Below are 20660 nucleotides of genomic sequence, written 5' to 3'. Positions count from 1 at the left end.
AGAAGCCGCCGCAGGGTTCTGCCCCGTCGAACTTCTTCATCAACGGCCGGTACATCCTCCAGCCCGAGATCTTCCACATCCTCGAGCATCAGGAGCGCGGCTCCGGCAACGAGATCCAGCTGACCGACGGTATGCTGAAGCTTGCCAAGCAGCAGGATTTCGCTGGCTACCACTTCAAGGGTGAAACCTATGACTGCGGCGCCAAGGATGGCTTCATCCTCGCCAACGTCGCCTTCGCCTTGTCGCGTGCCGATATCCGTCCGTCCGTCGAAGACGGTTTCAAGGCGCTGCTCGCAGCCCTGAAGTAAGGACCAAGCGCTGCTCGCCTTTCGGGGGCGGGCGGCGTTCCATGTCAGTGTTGGGACATCAGCCGATCTTACGCTTAACCGGCGCTATGATTTCCTTTGGTCAACCTTTCCGACAAATTCGGCGCACTCAAAGCGATGATCTTTGCCTCAAGAACATGGAAGTTTGCGACTGGCGAAACTATCATCCTACAACAGTCGTAGAGCCTTAATGATTGCTCGGGAGTTCCCATGCGAAAAAATCGGCGCCATTCTTCCAAAAGTCCAAGAACAACTGCACGCAAACGACCCAAAAAGCCAATTCAATCCAAGGCGTCAGTCTCCGCACGATAAAATTGACGGGGTACTAGGGGCTGGATCGCGCTTGCCGCTTTCCATTATTTGCCGCAGAGGGTCGTCAGGCGAGAAGGACTCTTATGGCATCTCAACGACGACTGTCCATCTTGCAAGGTGATCGCACACCAGTCCGCCCAAAGCGCCGATCGGTCGCCCCGGTGTTGGAAGGGCTCATATTACAACGTCGCTGATCGAGCGATCACCACCGCTGTTCTTCCGCAAGTTCAATGCGCGAGCCGAGCCTTGGTTCGCCTTTGACAAGCATGGCGCCGTCGGCGCCGACGTACACGGGACCCCGCATGCACAGCGCTTGCAGGCGCCGAAGTCTCCTGGAGCATGATGAAGATAGGTGAAGCTGAGCTTCGGAATGCCAGCCTGAGCATATCTACTTCAGTCAACCGGCAGAAGAGAGTTTGACCCGTGCCAAGTCCGCCAGGCGTTGGAAGCGTTGACATCGTGACCAAGCCTCGATCTCGAGGAATAGAGACCCTTCATAATTGTTTGAAGACTTTTCGGAGTCAATATGTAGTTGTATTTAGGGTTGCGTCGCTTCGAGTTTTACGCAAATTGATCTGACCTCTCAGACGGTCATGGGACGAAAAGGCTAGGAATGCAGCAAGAAGACTTCTTGGCTCTGGCTACGGGATATTTGGTCGCAAAAGGTAATCTTGCAAAATGTGAAGCGCACGGTTCGATTTTTCGCATTGAAAATTCGGACTTTGAGGACGGTTTCTGGAAAAAGGCAATGATTGACCGACTGCGCGGTGATAGCGGCCCGGTTCCGTGGGCTGCCAAATTCAAGTCCGTCGACTACATCGACCTTCTCAAGGGGGCTTATGACGACCATTTGGGCGTGCGGTACTCATCGTGTGCGGGGATGATGGGCGGTTAGGAAAGCCCATGGCGACGTCCTCGTTCTCGGGAGTAATCGGCCGAAGACGATAAAAACCACGCCACATATCAGGAAAAAGGCAAGGCACTGTAAGAGGTGTTGAGCCCGGATCTTCATCAACCTTGTTCGATAATGGTGCAATAGCGTGTCCATGGGCAAGTAAGCCGAGGCACTTTGACAAATTGACTTTAGCAGATCTTGCTTCAGGCCCGAGTGTTATGTTCTTTTCTTCTGTTGACAACGACAAATAGTAATACAAGACTGGTGACGGCGAATATGTCATTCGGCCGAGGATCTAAACGTTAATTGTCTTTTATCTTTTACGCTTAATAACCGGTTAGCAGAAGATTGCCTTTCGATGGAACATGACTTGTACAGCAAACCATTTTTTAAAACTTTATTGGCCTCCATCACGTTGCTGACCGCCGCTATGGGTCCCGCCGCCGCCGACTCCTTGTCTTGGAGCGGCGCTGTGGATACTGATTGGACGAAGGACGGCAACTGGCTGAACGGAGGCGCTGCGGGCCACGCACCTCAGGCCGGAGACAGTGTCGATATCGACACGCCAGCTTCTGCCATCATTTACAATAATCTCGGAGCGCCGATCCCGAATATTGCCGGGCTGACGGTCGGCAATGGTGCAAGCGGCAATCTCACCATCAACAATGCACTTACCTCCACGACGGCAAATCTTGGTGCCGGAGCCACGGCCAACGGCAGCGTGACCGTCTCCGGCTCGCTTGGGCGTTGGAGCAATGGCGATCTGACGGTCGGTAATGCCGGACTTGGCATTGTGACGATCACGGCCGCTGGCGGCTACAGCGGCAGCGGTGCGGCGACCATCGCGGCGGATAGCGGCAGTTCCGGGACCATCGGGGTGAGCGGTGGAAGTTCCTATTTCCAGACGAGCGGCCCCTTCGTCATCGGCAAGGCAGGCGCTGGCCGCTTCGAGGTGGTCACCGGCGCCGCAGCATCCACCGCCGAGACGACCATCGCAAAGGTTGCAGGGGCTACAGGCACGGTCAATATTGCCGGCGGCGGCACCACCTGGACGGCCGGCGATCTCACGGTCGGCGATGGTGGCCTCGGTACCGTCTCCATCTCAACCGGAGCCACTGTATCGGTCGACAGCACCGTCATTGGCAGTCTTGCCGGCAGCGATGGCAGCACGGTCGGTCTCAGCGGCAGCGGCAGCGCCTTCGACACACACGGTTCACTGATCGTCGGCCAGGCGGGCGATGCCAGTCTGACAATCTTTTCTGGCGCCACCGTCTCCAGCGGCAGCGCCGTCATTGGTGCTCATGCCAACGGCTCGGTCCGTGTCGGCGGCCTTGGGTCCGTCTGGACGTCCGGAGCGCTCTTGATTGGCGGTGACGGCGGCGGCGTCACTGGCCCCGGCAACGGCACGCTCGACATCAGCGGCGCTGGTCAAGTCGAGAGCAGCTCGGCGACCCTGGGATATGCAGACGGGGATAGCGGCATAGTCACTGTCGACGGTGGCGGCACACAATGGGATGTCACAAATTCGGTGATCGTCGGCCGAAGCGGCAGCGGCCTTACAAAAATCACCAATGCCGGGACTGTCCAATCGAATGGGCTCGTTCTGGGTGACAATTTCAATGGCAGCGGCACTGTCCTTGTGACTGGCGGCGGCAGCACCTGGCGAGACGACGGTGACCTCATCGTCGGGGGCGCCGGCACCGGTGCGCTGCAAGTCACTCTGGGCGGCACGCTCAGTGCCTCGTCGACGACGATCGGCCGAGATGCCGGCTCGACCGGCAAGGTGACTGTTACCGGCGACGGCTCGACCTTTTCGACCGCAGGCAGCCTGACCATCGGCGATGCCAGCACCGGCACCGTGACTGTTGCCGATGGCGGGACGATCTCTGCTGGCAGCATTACCATCGCCGCACAGGCGGGCTCGACCGGCACCTTGAATGTCGGCTCCACGCTGGGCCAGACCGCCGCCGGTGCAGCAACGCTCGACACCAGTGCCATCCACTTCGGCGCTGGCAGCGGCACCCTCGTTTTCAATTTCGGCGGTCCGGCCTACACGCTTTCGGCGTCTGTTGACGGCAATGGCGCCATAGATGTTGCCGACGGCAGCGTGTCGTTGAGCAGCGATTCCAGCAGTTTTTCCGGGATCACCACCGTCTCAGGCGGTAGGCTGACGGTAAACGGCCTGCTTGGCGGCACGATGCTCGTCAACAGCGGCGTCCTGTCAGGCACCGGCACCGTCGGAACGACGTCCGTCGCATCGGGCGCCACCATTGCGCCCGGCAGCGGCGTCGGAATCCTCACGGTCGCCGGCGATCTGACGTTCGCCAGCGGCGCTCTCTACACTGTCGACGTCGATGGGACGGGAAGCGACCTGATCAAGGTGAGCGGCACGGCGAGGCTCGTGAGCGGGGCTGCGGTGAGCCTTGGCGATACCAGCGGCCTGCGGGCTGGCAAGACTTACACCGTTCTCTCGGCGAGCCGTGGCGTTATCGGCACGTTCGGCGCCGTCGCCTCGTCTGCCGCCTTCGTCGATACGACGCTCGGCTACGATACAGACGATGTCACCCTGACGCTCACCCGCAACACTGTCGCCTTTGCCTCAACCGCCAGGACCGTTAATCAGCGCTCCGCCGCTGAGGGCGTGGAAAGTCTGGGCGGTGATAATTCGCTTTACCAGTCTGTCGAAACGCTGAGTGCCGAGCAGGCGCGCAATGCTTTTGGTCAGCTGGCCGGCGCGCTGCATGGCGCGTTGACCACCGCCACTTTTGACAACAGCCGCTTCGTGCGCACCATTGGCATCGACCGCCTGCGCAGTGCCTTTGACGGCGTTGGCGCGGCCAGCGGTAGCGTCTTTGTGCTCGGAGGTCCGCCCGGCGGCGCAAGCAGCGCTCTCGGCTATGGCGAAACGCAGAGCACCACGCCCGCGGCACAGGCTGCCGCGGCCATCCTTGCCGATCCCTATAGTGCGCGGGCTGTCGGTTGGGGCCAGGCCTATGGCGGCTGGGGCAGGACGGATGGCGACGCCAACGCCGCCGGTATCAAGGATTCGGTCGGGGGCGTGGCAATCGGCGCGGATGCCCCGTTCCGCGAGACGACATGGCGTATCGGTGTGATGGGCGGCTATAGCAAAGGCAATTTCGATCAGGCCAACGGCAGCGCGTCCGGCAGCAGCGACAATTACGATGTCGGGGTCTATGGCGGCAACCAGTGGGGCCCGCTGGCCTTGCGCGTCGGCGCGCTCTACGAGAGGCAGTCGATCGCAACGCAGCGAAACGTCGAATTTTCTGGCTTTTCACAGAGTTTGGCGGCCGACTACGACGCAGCAACGGCGCAGATCTACGGCGAGCTCGGCTACCGCATCGATGCCGGCAGATTGGCCTTCGAACCTTTCGCCAATGCCGCCTATGTTCATCAGCACAGTGACGCTTTCAACGAGACCGGCGGGTCGGCCGCCTTGAGCAGCGCTGCCGAGAACGCGGGGGTTACTTTTACCACGCTAGGTCTGCGCACCTCAACCGGGTTCGCGCTGGCCGGTCTTGACGCAACGGCGCGCAGTTCTGTTGGCTGGCGCCACGCTTACGGCGATACGACGACGCAGTCTTCCTTCCACTTTGCCGGCGGCGACGATTTCACCACCGTCGGCACGGCGCTCGACAAAGATAGCCTCGTCCTCGACGCCGGCCTAGATTTCGCCGCCGCCCAGGCATCGACCATCGGCATCAACTACAGCGGCCAATATGGCAGCGGCAGCCTCAGCCAGACGGTCAAGGCCAATCTGGCTGTCAGGTTCTAGCTGGCGAAAGACCACCTGGCTGCGGGATCATGGCGGACGATGATGTTTAGCCACGGGCCACTGTGACCCGAATAGGACGGTCCGATGTGGAGAGAACCAGCGTCCATGGGGAAGTCTCCCCTTGTTTTGTTCGGTGATTCAAGGCCAACTTCGTTGCGAAGTTGGAACCGAAGCGCTTACAACGAGGCGAAGGCGTTTGACAGGCAGAAGACGGGGCCTCCATCTTTGAAGCAATCGAAATGGGAGAATTCATGAAAAAGATCTTGCTGGCCGTTGTCTTGGTGTTGTCCGCCGCGAGCGCGAATGCCGCCGATACATGCAAGTCAAAGGCGATCGACAAGAATGGAAAGCCGCTGGCCGGCGCGGCTCTGACCTCGTCGCTGAAGAAGTGCACCAACGAGGCTGCTGCTGCCTGCGATAGCTCTGCCAAGGATAAAAATGGCAAACCGCTGGCCGGCGCTGCAAAGTCCTCATACACCAAGAAATGCGTCAGCGATGCTGTCGGAGGCTAGTAAGGCGTCCGCAAACACGATGCAAGAGACTTCAGTGCGCCTGATGACCAGGGTCGGTCCTTAGCTCTGATCCGGCGCTTTCTTCGTTGACGCGGCCGTAAGGCTATCAGGCGTGCAGTATCGGATTGCCGTTCTACGCAGGTGACCGCTCGACCGCCGTTGAGCTTTCGAAATAAGAAAGGCTACAGCTTCGCTGCGCGCCCGCACGACTAGAGCCCTTTCAATTTCGGGCGTCGCCCTTTTTGACCCAGGCCGAGTTCCCGAGCGATTTTCGAGCGCGCTTCCGAATAGAGGGGGGCAACCATCGGATAGTTCCCGGGCAACTTCCATTTCCCTCTATAATCTTCGGGCGATATCGAATGGTACATCGCCAGATGACGCTTCAGTGATTTGAAGTCGCCACCGCATTCCAGGCAGGTGATGTGGTCCTTATGGACCGACTTTTGCACGGAAACGGCCGGTTTTTGTGCTTCGACCTGCGGCGCTGGCAATACCACCAGCGAGCAGCTGTCGAGCGCACGATAAACAGCGGTGATCAGATTTGACATATCTGTCACTGGGACGACGTGCTTGCGCACGTAGCTGGAAACAATTTGGGCGACAAGATCGGCCAGGGACTTCGGCGTCGCAAGCGGGGCAGGGTGGCTCATAACAGGTCGTCGGGTGTGGCGTAATCCGCACACCTGCAACCAAATCGGCGTCGTGAATATGCCATGTTTCCCTCGCGATTTCGTTGGTTGAGAAAAAACGTCGATCACATAATCAATATTTCATTAGAAAACAGCCACTTAAAAAATCCACTCTAAGTAGCTGTGCCAGTATCGTACATGATGCAGGACTATTCTGAGTCACAATTCGTGATTTGAACAAATAGTCGCCTGTGTGATTCTCGTATTGTAACAAAACGGAGAGAGAAGTGGAAAACTTAAATTTCGATGAGCGACTCGAAGATGATGTAACGAATACTGACTGCCGAACAGAAGTGTACAAGTTCATGTCAGAACTTATTGCAAAGTTAGGAGGCAGGGGTTGGTCTGAAGTTGAAATTACAGTCGCGTTGGCTGATGCCGCGGATGAGCACGTCATGCTGCTGGCGAAGTCCAAACGTGGTGCATCCCACTAGCATAAAGACGGGATTTTAACCTTACCTGGTAAGCTTAACAAAGGCTGTCGGTTGCAAGAGCCAAGGGCTGTGCCATCATCCGGCATGACCTATTTTCATCCGCCCAAGTTTAGCGTCGATCAAAAGGAGCGTTCGGTAGAATGTGCGGCCATGTGCAAACGGGCACTCACCGCATTCATCCGTGACGCGGTGGAGGCTGGATGGCGCGAGCAGGAGGCGGCTCTTTTCTTCGCCGACGCCTCTGACGATTACGTTGCCTATCTGGCAGCGACGCCCAACCGAAAGTGGGTGGCGGCAAACTCAAACTGACTGGGGAAGCGCTGCGCCCGCAGAGCGAGATGCCGCGCTACAGAGAATATCGACAAGTGTTCCTACTTCGACACCTGGATCGCTTTTTTCGAGCTGCGCAACAGCACTGGAAGACGTGCCGGCGGGGCTGCGAGACCAGACACAGAGATGCCGCGCCGCAGGGATGCGTTGCGCATGTTGTGCCCCAGTCTTTCAAGCGCCGATTTGGACTTTGGCGAAGCCAACATAAATCTCCGTGCATGACCGACATGGCTTTGATGTCAGTCATGTATGATGAATGCGCCAATTTCTTAAAACGAGACGAGGTGATGGCTAGGCGGTGCAAACAGGGGCAATGGGATAAGTGGCCGACGTACTGCATCTCACCCGCGAAAGCGCCAGATCGGTGGCCCCCCGGCATCGATACGATCAGGGCAGACTTACCCTGCGAAAATTGTGATCGGTTCGGTGGACGCCGCCGGGCTGTTGTAGGTGCGACGATTCGGTTGGCGCGAGCGCGGCAGCCCTTGGTCTTTCCCGACATCTACAAGCAAATATCCCCACCAGTCTACGCATACAGCAGGCGAGTTCTTCCTCGATGCGTACCGGCGTGATTAGGGCCTTGGTGGCGAGGCCGCTCACTGTCCCCGTGCTCAGGCCAAAAAACTCCTGATACGCCCTCGTTGGTTTTTGGAAGAAAGGACGAACTTTTAAGGTATCTACTATCAAAAACCGGTTGGCGACGTGGAGGCAATGTGGATGAATTTCTACACGATCGTATTTTACATTTCCGTATTACTATTTCTCCTTCTCGGCGTCGCAAACAGAGCCCGCCGGCTACTTTTGGTCGCTAAGTGGACCACCGTCGACGGCACGATCATCGGCAGCGAACACAGACTGACGGGCGAAGCCACCCTCGTCTACATAGACGTGAAATACAACTTTGAAGCCATCGATCGCTTTGGCTTCGATCTCAATACCAATTCCTTGACTTCAAAGGGTTTTGAGATTGGTCGGGATGTAAAAATCCTCATCAACCCAGCAAAGTCGTATGATTGTCGGGTGGCCACGTCTGAATTCGGCGACGTAATATTGCGTCGCTTACTCAAGATCCCGGCCGGAAGAGATAAGGCGTGACACCCACTACTGGTTAGGGTGGGGTGATGGTCTACACCCTGTAACTCGATGGCTGTGTCCGGCCTCTTCGGAAGAGTGGGCGTTGATGAGCTTGCTCAAAACTTGTAGTACGTCGGGTACATCTAAGTGCGTTAAGGGAAGCCATGCAGGGAAATTTCACCGCTGCTGCCGTAGTTTGCGCACTCGCATTGCTGATAGCGTGCAACAGGCGTTGGACCTGGAAGAAAACACGCGGGTGGCGTCCGACCGTGGGTACGGTGACGGCCACATGCACCCACCTTATTGGTGATTCAAGCGCGGTTTTCGTGGACGCCACATATCTTTTCAATGGTTTGCGCGTTCATGTCCGTAATGTCCTAACGGACGGAAATAGCGTGGCAGAATATCCTATCGACTGCCAAATCCAGCTCCTAGTCGACCCAAAAAACCCTAAAAGATGCATCCTAGAGAAATTGGTACACCAGTTTTGACCACCGCTTCTTCTAGCGCAAAGCGATAGACAAAGATTCTTCCGGGTTTATCTACTCTGGCCTGTCACCTTCGACCATGTCTCCGCCACAAACAGGACCAGGGCAGAGAGACGTTGCAGTCTGGAGGGAACTTTTGTGCACTGTGGAACTCGCGCGTTGAAACGGGATATGCTCAGCTTCCGACATTCAATCCAGCGACCGGCGTCGCCACAAGATAGGTATTCAATTAATGAACGCAGCGCCTATTGAACGCCCAGCTTCACGCGATCGTTTTCACCCATCTTATGTGATTAGCGCATTTCTTTTCGTCTTGTATTGCGATGTTTTACTGACCCTGAGCCGAACAACCGGTGACGATGCAATCGCGTTTTTCCTGGTTCTTCTTCCTGGCACGCTTACTCTCATCGTATGGCTATGCTGTACTGGCTGGATTTTAGTCAAACGGCATTGGAGGCGCGCGGTGTCGTTATTCGCAGCCCCCCTCCTGGCACTGATGCCGTTCCAAGCGCTCGGTCACTTCGGCATCGACGGCGACTGGCTCCGTTTTGAGTACGAGAAACCTGGTTTTCTCAAAGGGGTTGCAGAGAGTGTCGCTTTCAATGGTCATCCAGTGCTTATCCATTGGTTCTGGGGAATGGTGGGCGGAGGCTTTGGTACCTCCGCGCAAATATGGGTTTTAATCTATGATGAGACGGACCAACTATCGCTCCCATCGAAAAGTTGGTCTGATGAATTTCGAAGCAAGATTTTCGAAACCAATGCGGGCGATGGGTCGCACGCCACGTATATGCAGGGCTCTGGCCTGGATCTATCGACTGGAGAAGGTGCAGGGCCTTACATTACCAACATGGGTGGTCATTTTTACCTTGCACAGTTCGAAGGGTAGGTATCGGACAGGCGATCCTCGCCGGCTTTAGGATGTTGGCACGGTGGGTTACGAGGCATCTGATCACCGGCGAGACGCCGTGTCGCATCTGCTCGACGATGACGCGGTCGGAAAGGAAGCGAAGGGTGCCACGTGCATCAGATGATCCCTTTTGTGGCCAGGGAACTTTGAGGTATTTATTAACCACACCCTGCCAATCTGCCAGCATAGGAAGACCGCCGCTCCATTTGATCCGCATGCACGTTTACCTCTCGCCCGAGGACATCGCCCGCATGGATAATGGAGTAGGCGAGAAGGGCCGGTCAAAATTTATCCGGCAGGCTATCAGCCAGCAGCTCGACCAGGTGGCCCTTGGCGAAGAGAAGGCCGGTCCACCCCATTTCGAGAGCGATGGCGGTTATGAGCCCCGGCTATCGGCTTCCGGCCTAGCCACGATCTTTGCCATCCTGCGGCAGAAGAGGGCAGTCTCGACCAGCTAAAGGCCGCTTTCGGCTTTGATGATCCGATCGATCCTGCACGCGCTGCTAGGTCACCGGTTCCTTCCCAACAGGGCGACGACTGTCGTCATCACCGATTTGCTGGGAAAGCTGTACTCTCAAGGCTGAGTAAATGGCCCACAGAAGTGATCAGGGCGTGCATCCTCTGCGTACTTAGAATGAACCATCTGACGGAAAACTGGCGATTTGATTGAGGAGCCTCGACCAGCGCTCGGCCTCCTCCTTTGGCAGCTTCCAAAAGACGAAGAACCTGCCATCGACCTCAATTTCAGCCGGACCGGCGGTCCTGGCATCAATCACATGCCAAGATCCGTCTTCATGCGGCGATAGATGATACCTTGAGAGGCTATCCATTGTCCGAGTATACCATCGCTACAACCTTTTAGTTAGGGTGATGGGTGGAAAGCACCAAAGATTGAAGAGTATACCTGAATCAGCGCGCCGGATGACACCATCGCTAGGGCTACCCATCCAATACGCTTGTACAGAACTCGCCGCTTATTAAGTTCGAGCCGAGTTTCGTTGCTCAGAGAGCCAACAACGAACCCCATTCCGTTCGGCGTGACAATTTCGAATGGCACGCCGAACCGAAATAATACGATGACGCCTACCCATTCGGAAACGACCCCAACCGAGTTCAATATTGCCAAAAGCATGAAGACCTCCTCGAGTTCCGGGACCAGACCTTACGAAAAAAAACCTTGAACTCCGTCATGGCGTTCAAGGTTTTCAGTTACATGTCAGTACTTTTCGGTCCGGTCATGTCGGCCAATCACGGACAGCCTGTCGGTAACGTCTCAATATGAAACGAAACTGAAAAGCGGTAGTAACTTCATTGGGCGCCGACTATATTTCAATCCGACCACTATCTGTTCCACCACACCAGCCACGACGTGACCAGGGTGGTGGGGTTTACAAAAGTAGGCGCCGACTGGCATCCGTAGCCATAACGGCATTCGCTCTACGTCTCGTACAATCCTTGTCAGCCCGGTAGGGGCGAACTAATGGACGCAATTCCAGCGATTTATAAATTCGAATGGTGCGGCAAAGTAAGCTTTCTTTAGAATGGGCCCACCCGCCTTGCTCTGAGGCCGCATACTCTAAGGCCGTCCTTTGAGCTTAGGTCAACATATTCGGTCCGTGCCCTCTCCGTTCACGTTGACTCATGCGGCGCAATCCTTGCCAATGCGGACCCGACAGTGATGGGGATTATATGCCGGAAGATGACAGGATCAAACGCTCGATTGCAAGGGTCCGCCGCGCGCTTGAGAAAATGGTGTCTAGTACCGAGGTTGATAATCAGATTGAGAGTTGGGAGGAATTCGTTTCGGCCTGGCGTACGTCGATCAATCAGATAACAGCTCGACTGCATCGCCAAGGACGGCACGACGAGGCCAACCAGCTGGACCAATTTAGACGGGATGACGCTCGATTGGACTATGTTTGGGAAGCAAGGAATGCCGAAGAGCACACAAATGAAGGGACTATAACGTTTGGTGTCAAGATCGTTGAACGAAAGTTAATACTTAGGGATGGAAGCTTTCTAACTCTGCGCGATGGCACCCCCTATACGTTGCGACCCGCAACCGAAGAAATCATCCAGCTTGAGGCCATTTCGGTCAGACGCGGAGGTAAAAGAATAGTTTTGCCTGCACCACAGATGCAGATTGAAGATCTTGCCTCTCATGCACTGGATTACGTTCTCTCAATGCCAAACTAGAATTACTTCAATGGCTTTGTATCAGTGATCAGGCGGGGGTCAGTCACAAATAACCTCATTCCTATACTCGACTCTCACTAACACTTTTGCTTTTGTGTCCGCGGGGAGTTGCAACGATCGCCGATAGGATTTGAACCTATAACCAAATGGGACGGCTTCAGACCGCTCATGCGCTCTACCTGATTGAGCTACGTCGACCGCTGCATAACGCAATAACATCTTTTGGGGGAATAATGAATGGTGAAGCGGGCAGCTTTCAACCTTAGTGCGTTGGCTGAAAGCCTAGAAGATGACAAGCGTTTTGTGCACCATCGTCGATTGGTCGAGCAGTACGGAAGTGCGTGTTCAATTATCAGAGACTTGCAGAACGCCAGAGAAGCTACTGTCGCCTTATCGATGATTCAGCATGACAGCACATTCCGCCAGGTTTTCGGACCAGCACTTACGATGAACGCTGTCATCCTCTATTGCAGAGCGACGGCTTCTCGAACAAACGCCAGACGTCGAATTGCCTTTGAAAAGGCAATGACTAAAGAGCAAGCTCAAAACCATGCTGGCGTTTGCGATCTGCGTAGCACCGCAATGGCCCACTATCACAAGGTTGAAGGAAAGTATGGCAGTGACTGGAGCAACGATAGCATTATCATAAAGGAAGTAGACAGAGATCTTCGCCCTCCAACGGAGGTGTTTATTAGAAGAAATTGGACTGCGGCCTTGATGACAGATCTACAGGATCCGATATTTTTAGCTCTTAAAACGGCGACCGAAGAGGCTTCCCTTCGGAGAAACGAGCTTTTCGAACTCGTGGCCGCGAGCAGAGAACAAGATGATTTGTTCGCGCGCCGGATGGAGAACTTCCCATTCGATCACGAGGATTTTTTTAAGGGCATTACGCTGGATGGCGATTTCTGGGATGATGATGTCGAGATGGCGGGCGAGACATTCTCTGTTCCCGAGAAAATAGTTGGAGTTGATGAAATCATGCGGCAATCTGAGTTGTAGCACCAGATTGCCGCTATTACGGGGTGCTAGAACACAAGCGCCTGTACCAGCGCCAGCGCCTCGTCAGCGTAGCTAACATCCGTTTCGTGGATTGCATCTTTCATCATCCCGAGCGGGGCGGCGGTTGCATAGGAGATGAACTTCGACGCGTGATCGACCACGACAAAGCCCTGAGAAGTAATCAGGATGGCGGGTATCAGCAGTGCGTGTCGATCTAGTTTCTAAGTTGCAAAGGCCGGGGCGTTTTACTACCCACCCATTGACTGCGGCAAGTGCTAGCTTACAAACGCATCCAACTGCAAGTCGCAATTCACAAAGTGGGATGCCTTTCCGATGAAAAATACACGAAAACGTGAGTATGTGACAATCGACGCCTTGCGCGGCGTAGCAGCTTTAGTCGTGGTTTTATTTCATTCCAGCGCAATGCTTGGAACGCAATATTTTCCTAAGGGCTATTTGGCAGTCGATCTCTTTTTTGTTCTTTCGGGATTCGTTATATCTCACGTCTACGACAGTCGGTTGGCATCGGGGATGACGATAAAGACTTTCTCTTGGATACGTATAACTCGCTTCTATCCACTTTATTTGGCGGGTCTTGTAATCGGCGTCGTTCGAGAGTTGGCTCTACAAGCTACAGGCAGTCATTTTGCCATGCCCGGAAGCGAATTCTTGATTTCTGCAGGGTTCGCACTGTTTCTTCTGCCCTTTCCCATCCCTGGATTGGGGGGAAACCTCTACAATCAAAACACACCTGCGTGGTCACTGATCTACGAGTTGATAGTAAATATCGCTTATGCCATCGCTCTTCCATTTTTGACCAAACGAATACTTGCAGCAATTTGCTTAGTTACAGCAGTAGGTCTAGTCGTTGTAGGCGGAAACGCCGGCACTCTGGATGGTGGTGCCCTTGTTGGCGATGTCGGGGTTGCCCTATTGCGAACGACCTTCTCCTTTTCTCTCGGGGCACTTGTCTACAGATTGAAGCTTACGAGAATTCCCATTCCATCGTTGTTAATCTTGGCGGCTACCGTCGTCGCATTGATGGGTGTCCGAGGAAGTTCTATTACCTATGACCTCCTGTTTGTCTTTGCTGTTTCGCCTGTGCTTCTGATCCTAGCTGCCGGCAATGAACCCTCGAACAGTTTTATGCCGATTGCAGTATTTTTAGGGATGGCCTCATTTCCAATTTATGCCATCCATCGGCCACTGCTGCTTTTAGCGGAAGCTGCGGGCAATTTGCTTCATTTGCCTCTCAGCCTCTTTTGGGCAGTAACTGTCGCTTTTATTCTTGCATCAACCTATCCTATCGTCCGATGGTACGATGCGCCTTTTCGTCGGTGGCTACAGCGAACGACGGCAATAATCCCGGCTGTGCGGCAGCCAAGCGATACCACCCATGCTTAAGAATTGGCGCTGCGTGACTAGGGTAATAAGTTAATTGAGGATGGCCCTGATGAAATCACGCTTTGCCGCCGCGATATCGGCGTATGAAGTGGCACGGCCATCTCACCACCACCGCCAACGGCAATCCCAAGGCATGGAGCAACACATCCTGCAGCCCCCCTGAAAACTCTCGGCAACCTCCGGAAAGACGAAAAACGATGACGACAATCCAACGCGTGGTCCTTGCAAGCAGGCCGAAGGGTGCTCCGACGTCCGAGAACTTCCGGCTGGAAAGCACTGAGCTTGCCGACGCTGCCGAAGGCGAGGTCACGCTCAAGGTTCTTTACCTCTCGCTGGATCCCTACATGCGCGGCCGCATGAGCGACGCGAAATCCTATGCAGCTCCCACGCCTGTCAATGGCACCATGGAGGGCGAGACGGTTTGCGAGGTGGCGCGCTCGCGGCATGCCGACTTCAAGCCCGGAGACATCGTGAGGTCCCGTACCGGATGGTGCACGGGTGCCGTGATGAAAGCCGACGCGATCCGCCATGTCGACACGAAAGGCGCACCCATCAGCACCGCGATCGGCGTCCTCGGAATGCCGGGCTTTACGGCCTATTCCGGCATGAAGGTCATCGGTCGCCCCAAAGAGGGGGAGACCGTCGTGGTCGCAGCCGCATCGGGTCCGGTTGGCTCCATGGTCGGTCAGCTCGCAAAGCTGGCAGGCGCGCGGGCTGTCGGCATCGTCGGCGGACAACAGAAACTGGACTATGTCCGCGACGAGCTGGGCTTCGACGCAGTCGTCGATCACTGCTCAAAGGATTTCAAGACGGACCTGGAGCTTGCCTGCCCGAAGGGTATCGACGTCTATTTCGAGAATGTCGGCGGGCCTGTCTGGGAGGCGGTCATGCCACTTCTGAACATGTATGCGCGCGTTCCGGTGTGCGGTCTGGTGGCCAACTACAATGGAGCGGCGGCTTCAGAGCAAGACAACGTGCCGGCGATGATGTCGGCCATCCTGAGACGGAGCCTGCTGATCCGTGGGTTTATCCAGACCGAGTTCGTCGTCGAACATTATGCGGCGTTCGAGGCCGAGATCGGTCCCATGGTGAACTCCGGTCGGATCAAGTATCGCGAAGACGTCGTCGAAGGACTGGAGAACGCTCCCGAGGCGCTGATCGGGATGCTGCAGGGGAAGAATTTCGGCAAGCTGCTGGTAAAGGTGGCAGACCGATCGTCGAAGGGGTGACTGGCGGTTGCGGCAAGCCTCAAATCAGACCAGGAAAGACATCTAAGGGGACCGACAGGTTCCCGCCGCTAACCTCCATAGGATCATCTCCCACGGTCAGCCAGCTTTGGGCTTCCTGCCCGGTCTCAGTGTTGCCTGGTGCTCCAACGACACTCACTTTGATAGCCAGTCAACCCGGATCGACGGAATTGTTCAAGAGCTGCGGACAGGGGCGGCCAACCGTTGGTGCCAATGCGGCGATCTACAGTTCGGTTACCGCCTAGGCTCGAGACGAATGTCTTGCCGTCCCATCGATCGTCGGAGGTCGACATCTCGACCTCCGCCCCGCGACAGTGCTTTCCTGGCAATAGCGTTCCAACGGTGTCCTTGACCCAGACCCTAGAGCGGCACCACAGCTAGCGGTAGGCATCGCTGATCGCCTTGGTTCCGAATGCCTGGCGGCGCACAATGCGCACTGAATAAGGAGCGCTGCGGCCTCCTACGACAGACGCAACCATCAGAGCGGTCACACCATCCTCATCGACATCCCACCGTCGATAACGATGGTCTCTCCGGTCATGAACTCATTGCCGATAAGCTGGACGATGACGTCGGCGACATCCTCGGGCCTACCTTCACGCTTCAATGGGATCCGGTTTGCAATGTTGTTCGCTTTCGCGATGTCGGTCATGCCGTCTTGAAACGGTGTCCGGATAATTCCCGGCGCAACGCAGTTCACCCGGATCCCCTCGGCGGCGTGGTCGCGCGCAAGCGCGCGGGTCATCTGAATGAGGGCGGCCTTGACGACCTGATAGGCGGTGTTGCCCGGACATCCACGCAGAGCAGCCGCTGACGAGAGGAGAATCACCGCCCCGCCCCGCGAGGCCAACGAAGGGTGTGCTGCCCGGAACAGATGGAAGGCGGAGTGGACATGGACGTCGAAGGCGTCGGTCCAGTTTTGGGCAGGCATGTCGACGGCCGCGCCAGGAGCCGGGCCGCCTGCACAATGGACGACGCTGTCGATCCGGCCGAATTCGGACATGGCCTTCGAACAAATCGCCTTGGATACTTCCGGATCCCGCATGTCCCCCGTAACGTGAAGGACGCGGATGCCAACTTTCTCACCCTCGGCAACCAGCTCCGCAAATCGCGCGCTGGCAGTTCGCGAGTTGATGACCAGGTTCGCGCCCCTGCCAATCAGTTCCCTGGCCGTCGCATAGCCGATCCCCGAGGTACCCCCCGTGACGATCGACGTTATTCCTTTGATGTCCAGCATGCTCTCTCACCATAGCGTAATGACACGAATTCGGTCTTCCATTCCAAAGGTCATATCCCGGATTGGCCCTTAAAGAAGTAGTCTAGCGTCCACCGAGCGAAGCTGCGCCCTTGAAGTTGTCCGATATATCTCGATCTCGCAGGCGATCATAGGCAAAACCCTTACGACGAAAGCGACCGCCATGGCGCGACACGGCGGGCTTCATCCACATCGCAAGGCTTGAGAACGCAACCCGCAAGACCCTATACGACGCAAGGGGACGTCAGACAGAACATGCGCGGGCGCCCGCCACGCTGCTCCATGTCGTAGATCGTGATGTCGGCAAGTGGGACGATCTGGCGGAGTTGATGCCAGCGAACGATTCGCTTGCTAAAGGGGTGTTTGCGGATGCGTCATGGCGATACCTCGGATATAAGATCCGAAGACGAGAGAAGCCTGATGGTCGTCAGGGATGGGAATGCCGCACGGAGTGCGAGCGTGGAAGCGGCGGCGTTGGCGTCGAAGCGGAGGGTTTGCCAAGATGCAGTCGGTCGATCTTCCGACCTTGCGCTTCATCGGACCCTGATCGCGCGCAGAGCACCGCGTCGGTCGCTCGAAGCCAGGCGCAATCGATCATATCCGACGAATTATGGCGTTCACCTATTCATATATGATTGCTAAAGGGCCAAAGCGATTTCGGTTTCATCATTCAGAAATGCCGGTTCGTAGGCGCGGGCCAGGCTGCCGGTAACACCGACAAGACGGAACGCCTCGCGCCATTCATCCGAAATGCGGCGTGCGGTTTCCCGGATCGTACGGCGTGCATCGGATTCGAGTATCTCGAAGAATTCGCACGCTTCCAAGGCGAGCATGATGGATCGGTCGTGCGCTCCATCCTCCAGAATTGCGGTTTCGAGATGCGGGTTGCGATCAGGCGCAGGGTTCACGTCGAACATCGGCGACAGACGCCAGCGACCGCCGCCGACATAGAGAAAGCCGTGGTTCTTCAGGTGATCATCCTTGTTCGAGACGAGGATGGTGAAGATTAGGCGCAAATAGAGTTCCCGGAAATCAGCCAAAGGTTCGGCAGCGGCCATCCGCATGAAATCGACGATCTCGGTATAGGCGCCTAGTTCCGTCCCGGTCTTGGCCAATGCGGTGCGCGCCGAAAGGTAGGGAATACGCGCGGTACCGCGTCGGTCGAACCGTCGCAGCAGCGCGACGGGAAACGGGGTTTCCGTCAGTTCCAGACGCGCCTCTGGCGTGCGAATGCCGCAGGCTCTGGCGAGGCGGAGGGTTGCGACTTCGACGCGCTCGATGGGTTGCTGGTCGTGGACGGAGGTGAATTTGGCGAGCCAGAAGTTCTCGCCATCGATGACATTGGCTTTGGGGCGAGCCCCCCCTGAGCCGCCGGCTCCAGCGAGCGTTTGCATATCCTGTGCGGAGATCTCCTTGCCCTGTTCGTAGGCCCGGGAGATGGCGGTGATGGCCTGCAGGTCGATCAGCCGCGGCACGGCCTCGGTTTCTCGTCCTTTGATGATCGCTCCATTCGCATCGACGAAGCGCAGAGCGCCCTGTCGGCAAGTATCGTCGGAGAGCGTCAGATATTCAAACTCGGAGAGGCCATTGCCGTAGGTGCGTTCGAGAAGCCTGCGACCCCAGCTATCGGGTGCTGCATCGGAGAAGACCCCTGCGAGCGCGTCACGCGTGTTGCCCGACTGGCCGGAGGCGTGGAAGGAGCTGCCTTCGAGCGGTAAGGTCGGTTGTAGCGCAAAGGCGCGGGGGTTCTCGATCCAGGCGGGATCATACGAAAAGGCGGAAAACTGGCGCGGTCCGGCCTGCGTGAAGCGCAATCGGCCGACGGGTGTCAGGCCTTCACCAAGGGCGACATGAGCGGCAAAGTCGGGCATCAGAAGGCTGCGCCATCTGGGTCGATGACGTCCTTTTCGTCTTGTTTCGTCTTATGATCCTGCGTTTCCTGCCTGCGGAGTTTTGCGGCAAAGGATTTTCCGCGTCTTGGCAACTGTTCGGCGGCCAACGCCAGACCCAGATCATCCGTGCGTATGTCAAGGAGGTCGGCCAGGCGCTCGACAAGCCCCATGGCGACGAGAACATCGGCAAGCGTACCGATGCCGACACCCCGATCGCCTTTTTCGAGCCTTGCAACGGTACTGGGAGACGTCCCGGCGCGAGCTGCGAGATCAGATACGGCGATGCCGCGGCGCAAACGTGCGTTGCGCAGGTCGTAACCCAGTCTTTCAAGCGCCGATTTCGACTTTGGCGAGGCCAACGCATTTCTCCGTATATGAACGATATAGCTCTAATGGCACTCATATATGACAAATTAATGCCTTCTTCAAGCGAGAATAGATGATAACTGAGGCGTATAGACAAGGGCAACGCCAAATCACTGGGACAACGTGCTGCAACTCACCTTCGCAAACGCCAGATCGGTTGCGATAAACCGCTCCCGCATCGGTGCGATCAGGCGGACGGGATCGGTAGGCGGATGGTCGTTCTCACGGCCGCGCACCTCGAGAGAGGCGGCGAGATCGCGATGCTGTGAAGAGAGTACAAATCTTCTCAAGCCAGCCTTACCCTGCCAAAAATGGTGATTGGTTTGGTGGACGCCGCGGGGCTGGGGATAGAGGCTTTAACAGGTGAGTTGAGTGGGCGAATGGACACCGTTCACAAAGATCACCGAAGTCCTTGCGACGGCCGGCATCATCTTCATCGACGAGAACGGATAGGGCGCTGGAGTGCTCTATGAAAAGACCCATAAATGAGCCAAGCCAATCGGCGCGCCCCGACAATGAAATCCATCGGGTGGTCATTCGATCTGTTACACGCTCCGTGCGCGTCTGCGATTGCATCGACGCCGTTGGAAGGCTTGCCGCCTGGGGAGGGTGTGGCGAGCCTTTTTTCTGTTATGCTGCGCTCAACAAATTCGTGACTTGCTATAACACAAAGTATCCGTGACTATTAGCGTGCTGGCCCTGGAGTGTCGTTTCGCTCCAAGCGTGACCCCCCTAGCAATCCGGAGGCCAGCACCTCCCCCCGCTTTGAAGGCGTTGATGAGGCCAAGGGTCGACGAATAACGTCTGACTCGCCCCACCAAGCCCCTACGTCCCCCACCACCGGATCAAACACGACTGTTTATATGCAGAGTTACGATGACCAAAATTCCCGAGACTTATAGGACGCAAGGAAGCCGCAGATTTTTGCGGTCGTCGACAATCGGCGCGATGATCGCACCCGCCGAGGTCAGCAGCAACCTCCTGTAGGGGTGTACTGGACACGGGACCGCAGGATCGGGACACCCCTCAACCCTCTGTCTGGACGCTTTTCCACGAGATGGCTCGCTGGGCGCCGCACGGTGTGGCTTCTGCGGGCAGTTTTGATCGTGATCGTCGCGTTGAAGCTGCGAGTTTTTCCATTCCTTTGCAGCTTCCGTAATGATTACTTGTGGCACGCGGGCGCCGCCTGTTCGTCATCGGTGCCCCAGGTGCTTAGCCAGTTACCGACTTCCGTGACGGTCTAGTGTCGGCCGGCTTCGTGATAGTCCTTCGATGACACCAAGGCTTCCTGCTAAAAGCTCTCGCGGGCTTTCTCGCGCACACGTACTGTTCGATAGCTTCCAACATGATCCATTGCGCCGAGCGCCGGCGCTGGGTTGCAAGGCGCTGAACGCGCGTTTGAGGCCGTCATCGAACTTAATAGACGTCGCCACGCATTTGACTTCCTATCACCCGGTACTACCTTGTGATGATACTTCCCTACTTCCCTACTTCCCTACTTCCCTACTTCCCTACTTCCCTACTTCCCTACTTCC

Annotated in this window: 18 protein-coding genes, 1 tRNA gene and 3 pseudogenes; 13 read left to right on the top strand and 9 right to left on the bottom strand. The window is 56.4% G+C overall.

Translation table 11 applies throughout. From position 1 onward, the window contains the following. The 4 genes and pseudogenes from EQW76_RS27475 to EQW76_RS27460 all read left to right on the top strand — a co-directional run. A pseudogene (locus tag EQW76_RS27475) lies at positions 1-308 on the top strand (UTP--glucose-1-phosphate uridylyltransferase); the annotation flags it as partial. Positions 309-1251: 943 nt separating this feature from the next. Continuing rightward, positions 1252-1533, top strand: coding sequence for a hypothetical protein (locus tag EQW76_RS27470; protein ID WP_143123481.1), 282 nt, complete (start codon positions 1252-1254; stop codon positions 1531-1533). A 472-nt stretch (positions 1534-2005) separates the two neighbouring features. Continuing rightward, complete coding sequence (locus tag EQW76_RS27465) at positions 2006-5326, top strand: autotransporter domain-containing protein (protein WP_161991085.1); 3321 nt, start codon at positions 2006-2008, stop codon at positions 5324-5326. Positions 5327-5577: 251 nt separating this feature from the next. Beyond that, positions 5578-5838 (top strand): hypothetical protein, encoded by a 261-nt coding sequence (locus EQW76_RS27460; protein ID WP_143123479.1) that lies wholly within the window; start codon positions 5578-5580, stop codon positions 5836-5838. Between the two features lie 209 nt (positions 5839-6047). Here EQW76_RS27460 and EQW76_RS27455 read toward each other — a convergent pair whose 3' ends face one another. Beyond that, the gene (locus tag EQW76_RS27455) at positions 6048-6488 is read right to left on the bottom strand and encodes a MucR family transcriptional regulator (RefSeq protein ID WP_143123478.1); all 441 of its coding nucleotides are present in this window, start codon (positions 6486-6488) and stop codon (positions 6048-6050) included. 266 nt (positions 6489-6754) lie between these two features. Between EQW76_RS27455 and EQW76_RS27450 the strand changes: the two genes are divergently transcribed. The 6 genes from EQW76_RS27450 to EQW76_RS27420 all read left to right on the top strand — a co-directional run bounded on the left by EQW76_RS27450 (position 6755) and on the right by EQW76_RS27420 (position 11959). Further along, positions 6755-6961, top strand: coding sequence for a hypothetical protein (locus EQW76_RS27450; RefSeq protein WP_142832078.1), 207 nt, complete (start codon positions 6755-6757; stop codon positions 6959-6961). Positions 6962-7045: 84 nt separating this feature from the next. Next, positions 7046-7270, top strand: coding sequence for a hypothetical protein (locus EQW76_RS27445; protein ID WP_142832077.1), 225 nt, complete (start codon positions 7046-7048; stop codon positions 7268-7270). A gap of 738 nt (positions 7271-8008) precedes the next feature. Next, positions 8009-8386, top strand: a complete 378-nt coding sequence (locus tag EQW76_RS27440) for a DUF3592 domain-containing protein (protein WP_143123477.1) — start codon at positions 8009-8011, stop codon at positions 8384-8386. A gap of 699 nt (positions 8387-9085) precedes the next feature. Then, positions 9086-9742 carry a hypothetical protein gene (locus tag EQW76_RS27430; protein WP_143123475.1) on the top strand — a complete coding sequence of 219 codons (657 nt, stop codon included), beginning with the start codon at positions 9086-9088 and terminating at the stop codon, positions 9740-9742. 272 nt (positions 9743-10014) lie between these two features. Beyond that, positions 10015-10221, top strand: coding sequence for a hypothetical protein (locus tag EQW76_RS27425; RefSeq protein WP_143123474.1), 207 nt, complete (start codon positions 10015-10017; stop codon positions 10219-10221). 1231 nt (positions 10222-11452) lie between these two features. Further along, the gene (locus EQW76_RS27420) at positions 11453-11959 is read left to right on the top strand and encodes a hypothetical protein (RefSeq protein WP_143123473.1); all 507 of its coding nucleotides are present in this window, start codon (positions 11453-11455) and stop codon (positions 11957-11959) included. 114 nt (positions 11960-12073) lie between these two features. Here EQW76_RS27420 and EQW76_RS27415 read toward each other — a convergent pair. Next, positions 12074-12158: transfer RNA gene (locus EQW76_RS27415), tRNA-OTHER, on the bottom strand. 38 nt (positions 12159-12196) lie between these two features. Between EQW76_RS27415 and EQW76_RS27410 the strand changes: the two genes are divergently transcribed. Beyond that, on the top strand, positions 12197-12961 hold the full coding sequence (locus EQW76_RS27410) for a hypothetical protein (RefSeq protein ID WP_143123472.1): 765 nt from the start codon (positions 12197-12199) through the stop codon (positions 12959-12961). Positions 12962-12987: 26 nt separating this feature from the next. On the opposite strand, the gene EQW76_RS30205 is transcribed toward EQW76_RS27410, so the two are convergent. Continuing rightward, complete coding sequence (locus EQW76_RS30205) at positions 12988-13122, bottom strand: hypothetical protein (protein ID WP_280176917.1); 135 nt, start codon at positions 13120-13122, stop codon at positions 12988-12990. Positions 13123-13294: 172 nt separating this feature from the next. Here EQW76_RS30205 and EQW76_RS27405 point away from each other — a divergent pair, with 172 nt between their 5' ends. Together EQW76_RS27405 and EQW76_RS27400 are read left to right on the top strand one after the other, a co-directional pair. Next, positions 13295-14365: an acyltransferase gene (locus EQW76_RS27405; protein WP_143123471.1), complete on the top strand. Its 1071-nt coding sequence runs from the start codon at positions 13295-13297 to the stop codon at positions 14363-14365. Between the two features lie 197 nt (positions 14366-14562). Continuing rightward, entirely contained in the window at positions 14563-15594 is a 1032-nt protein-coding gene (locus EQW76_RS27400) for an NADP-dependent oxidoreductase (RefSeq protein WP_143123470.1), read from the top strand. A gap of 505 nt (positions 15595-16099) precedes the next feature. Here the strand turns inward: EQW76_RS27400 and EQW76_RS27395 are convergent. From EQW76_RS27395 to EQW76_RS30050, 6 genes and pseudogenes are all read right to left on the bottom strand, one after another. Continuing rightward, entirely contained in the window at positions 16100-16849 is a 750-nt protein-coding gene (locus EQW76_RS27395; protein WP_143123469.1) for an SDR family oxidoreductase, read from the bottom strand. Between the two features lie 245 nt (positions 16850-17094). Beyond that, positions 17095-17238, bottom strand: a pseudogene (locus EQW76_RS27390) (AlpA family phage regulatory protein); the annotation flags it as partial. A 267-nt stretch (positions 17239-17505) separates the two neighbouring features. Next, the gene (locus tag EQW76_RS27385) at positions 17506-18738 is read right to left on the bottom strand and encodes a type II toxin-antitoxin system HipA family toxin (protein WP_143123468.1); all 1233 of its coding nucleotides are present in this window, start codon (positions 18736-18738) and stop codon (positions 17506-17508) included. Further along, complete coding sequence (locus tag EQW76_RS27380) at positions 18738-19118, bottom strand: helix-turn-helix transcriptional regulator (protein ID WP_143123467.1); 381 nt, start codon at positions 19116-19118, stop codon at positions 18738-18740. Before EQW76_RS27380 ends, EQW76_RS27385 begins: the two co-directional genes overlap by 1 nt. 117 nt (positions 19119-19235) lie before the next feature. Next, positions 19236-19415: a DUF2274 domain-containing protein gene (locus EQW76_RS27375; protein WP_142832070.1), complete on the bottom strand. Its 180-nt coding sequence runs from the start codon at positions 19413-19415 to the stop codon at positions 19236-19238. 872 nt (positions 19416-20287) lie between these two features. Beyond that, positions 20288-20558: pseudogene (locus tag EQW76_RS30050) on the bottom strand (CopG family ribbon-helix-helix protein). Positions 20559-20660 lie beyond the last annotated feature (102 nt).

Source organism: Rhizobium sp. rho-13.1, assembly GCF_007000305.1.
GTDB lineage: Bacteria > Pseudomonadota > Alphaproteobacteria > Rhizobiales > Rhizobiaceae > Rhizobium > Rhizobium rhododendri.
This window is presented reverse-complemented; position numbering and strand designations above follow the sequence as displayed.